The 3,311-nt window shown below is 33.9% G+C and carries 3 protein-coding genes and 1 pseudogene; all 4 read left to right on the top strand.

The genetic code is table 11. From position 1 onward, the window contains the following. Positions 1 to 47 precede the first annotated feature (47 nt). Positions 48 to 1,340, top strand: coding sequence for an asparagine--tRNA ligase (asnS, locus tag HU235_RS22935; RefSeq protein ID WP_095302194.1), 1,293 nt, complete (start codon positions 48 to 50; stop codon positions 1,338 to 1,340). A 223-nt stretch (positions 1,341 to 1,563) separates the two neighbouring features. Next, positions 1,564 to 2,259, top strand: coding sequence for a DnaD domain-containing protein (locus tag HU235_RS22930; RefSeq protein WP_095302193.1), 696 nt, complete (start codon positions 1,564 to 1,566; stop codon positions 2,257 to 2,259). A gap of 68 nt (positions 2,260 to 2,327) precedes the next feature. After that, positions 2,328 to 2,987: an endonuclease III gene (gene nth / locus HU235_RS22925; RefSeq protein WP_095302192.1), complete on the top strand. Its 660-nt coding sequence runs from the start codon at positions 2,328 to 2,330 to the stop codon at positions 2,985 to 2,987. Beyond that, positions 2,980 to 3,311, top strand: a pseudogene (locus HU235_RS22920) (hypothetical protein); the annotation flags it as partial. The gene nth and the pseudogene HU235_RS22920, both read left to right, overlap by 8 nt.

The following is a 3,311-nucleotide window of genomic DNA, read 5'->3' as shown; positions in this document are numbered from 1 at the left end:
TTAGTACATAATTGATTAGACATCGGAGTTTTGGAGGGAAAGTGTTAGTGAAAACAACAATTGCAGAAGTAGGAAAATATGTTGGACAAGAAGTCAGAATCGGTGCTTGGCTTGCAAATAAACGTTCTAGCGGTAAGATTGCCTTTTTACAGTTAAGAGATGGCACAGGGTTTATTCAAGGTGTTGTTGTAAAAGAAGAGGTAGAGGAAGCGATTTTCCAAAAAGCTAAATCAATCACACAAGAAACTTCTTTATATGTGACAGGTACGGTAAGAGAGGATACTCGTTCACCATTTGGATATGAACTAGGTGTAACAAATGTAGAAGTAATTTCAGAATCAACTGATTACCCTATAACTCCTAAAGAGCATGGTACTGAATTTTTAATGGATCACCGTCATTTATGGTTGCGTTCTAAGCGACAACATGCAGTGATGAAAATTAGAAATGAAATCATTAGAGCTACATATGAATTTTTCAATAATGAAGGATTTGTAAAGGTGGATCCACCAATTCTTACAGGAAGTGCACCAGAGGGAACATCAGAATTATTCCATACGAAATATTTTGATGAAGATGCATACCTTTCTCAAAGCGGGCAGTTATATATGGAGGCTGCTGCAATGGCACTTGGTAAAGTATTTTCCTTTGGTCCAACATTTAGAGCTGAGAAATCAAAAACACGTCGTCATTTAATTGAATTTTGGATGATCGAGCCAGAGATGGCATTTTATCAATTTGAGGATAATTTACAAGTACAGGAAGCATATGTTTCTTTTATTGTGCAAAATGTACTAAAAAATTGCAAGCTGGAATTGAATACTCTTGGAAGAGATATTTCAAAGTTAGAGAAAATTACAGCTCCATTCCCAAGAATCACATATGATGAAGCAATAACGTTCTTAAATGAAAAAGGATTTAATGATATTAAATGGGGAGATGACTTCGGAGCTCCACATGAAACAGCAATAGCTGAAGCTTATGATAAGCCAGTATTTATTACACATTACCCAACAAGCTTAAAGCCATTTTATATGCAGCCAGATCCAAATAGAGAAGATGTTGTTTTATGTGCAGATTTAATTGCTCCTGAAGGATATGGAGAAATTATTGGAGGTTCTGAACGTATTCATGATGTCGGATTATTAAAGCAGCGTATTGAGGAGCATCAATTAGATGAGAAGGCATATGAGTGGTATTTAGACTTAAGAAAGTATGGTTCAGTCCCTCACTCAGGCTTTGGATTAGGTCTTGAGCGTACTGTAGCATGGATTAGCGGGGTAGAACATGTAAGAGAAACGATTCCATTCCCACGTTTATTAAATCGATTATATCCATAATAATTTATGTATAAAGGTTGTTTCAATTAACTTACAATTGAAGCAGCCTTTTTATATGGTTTATAGGAGGAGAAAAATAAGTATATTCAACTAGTTCGATTTTATTGATTAATATTACTATTATTTATTAAGTCATCTTTCGTTCAGTTGCCAAAAACAACCGAGGCTGATTATGTTCAATGTTTCGTCCTGACATGTTATACTTACAATTGAGGTGTGTTTGATGAATAAGGAACAATTTATTTATTTACAGGAAACAGGAAATGTATCAATTCCTGTTATTTTATTTCAACATTATTCGAAGTTAGGCTTAAATGAAGAAGAACTAATGGTGCTTTTACAAGTGCAACAATTTAAGCAAATGGGAAATCAATTTCCTACGCCGACAGAGCTTTCAGAACACATGTCAATCTCCACTTCTACTTGTACCTCGATCTTAAGAAGTTTAATTCAAAGAGGATTTTTATCAATTGAAGAGTGTGAAGAAAATACGATTCTATTTGAAAATTACTCCTTAAAACCATTATGGGACAAACTTTATACCTTTTTATCGCAGGAAAAAAATCGAGAAAAAAACAAAGAAGCTGACGAAAATTTATATACAATATTTGAGAATGAATTCGGTCGACCTTTATCACCAATTGAGTGTGAAACATTAGCGATATGGCTTGATCAGGAGGATTATGACCCAATTATTATCAAAGCGGCACTAAGGGAGTCTGTTATGTCAGGTAAGCTTAATTTTCGATATATCGATAGGATTCTGTTTGAATGGAAAAAGAATGGAATTAGAACGATAGAACAGGCGCGAAATCATTCGAAAAAATTTAGGCAGCATCAAGCGAATAATAACTCTGTTCAGCAAAATCAAGAGGAATATAAAAGGAAAGTACCATTTTATAATTGGCTTGAGAGCTAGAGATAGCTCTTTTTTGTGTACGCAAATAGATTGTTTTTTATTCGATACTATAAAAAGAAGGTGAAATAATGCTAACTAAAGTACAAATTCGAGAATGCTTAGATACATTTGCTGAAATGTTCCCAGATGCACATTGTGAATTAGTTCATGAAAATCCTTTTGAGCTTGTCATTGCTGTTGCACTTTCAGCACAATGTACGGATGCACTTGTTAATAAGGTAACAAAAAACCTATTTAAAAAATATAAAAAACCAGAAGATTATTTAGCTGTTTCATTAGAAGAATTACAGTCAGATATTAAGTCAATTGGTTTATATCGGAATAAAGCGAAAAACATAAGAAGCCTTTGTGAAACATTAATTGAAAAATATAATGGTGAAGTACCAAGAGAGCATGAAGAATTAACTAAATTAGCTGGAGTTGGGAGAAAAACAGCAAATGTAGTTGTTTCGGTTGCATTTGGAGTACCAGCGATAGCAGTAGATACACATGTTGAAAGGGTAAGCAAACGATTAGGAATTTGTCGCTGGAAGGACTCTGTACTTGAGGTAGAGAAAACACTCATGCGGAAAATCCCTAAAGATGAATGGTCACAAACACATCATCGTTTGATTTTCTTCGGGCGATACCATTGTAAGGCACAATCTCCAAAGTGCGATATTTGTCCATTGCTTCATCTTTGTCGGGAAGGGCAAAAAAGAATGAAAAAGGAAAAAAAGCATGCTTGAAAATGATCAGCAAAAGAAATATGATATTCCTGTTTCATTTCGTTACGATCCTTTTTTTAAAAATAGAGAGACATTTCTGGACTATTCTTGTTTGAATATTTCAGAAACGATTGATCATGAACCTTTTTACTATGACATGTTAGTCCTTCAATCTCAGCAAGAAAAGCCTTGGGAATCACCTAATAAATATGTTCCGCTACTATTTGAAAAATGGAAACAACGAGTACCGAAAATAAACAATGCTTTTGCAAAAAGGAAAATAAATGCAGAAACAAATGAATTAATGATTCATTGTATTTCTTTATTTATCATTAGCCTTTATTG

Source organism: Metabacillus niabensis, assembly GCF_902829255.1.
In the GTDB taxonomy this organism is placed as follows: Bacteria; Bacillota; Bacilli; order Bacillales; family Bacillaceae; genus Metabacillus; species Metabacillus niabensis.
This window is presented reverse-complemented; position numbering and strand designations above follow the sequence as displayed.

What these genes read in the sequence shown, in the direction of transcription:
- nth (WP_095302192.1), top strand. Translation starts at nt 2,328, where the DNA reads ATGCTAACTAAAGTACAAATTCGAGAATGCTTAGATACATTTGCTGAA.
- HU235_RS22930 (WP_095302193.1), top strand. Translation starts at nt 1,564, where the DNA reads ATGAATAAGGAACAATTTATTTATTTACAGGAAACAGGAAATGTATCA.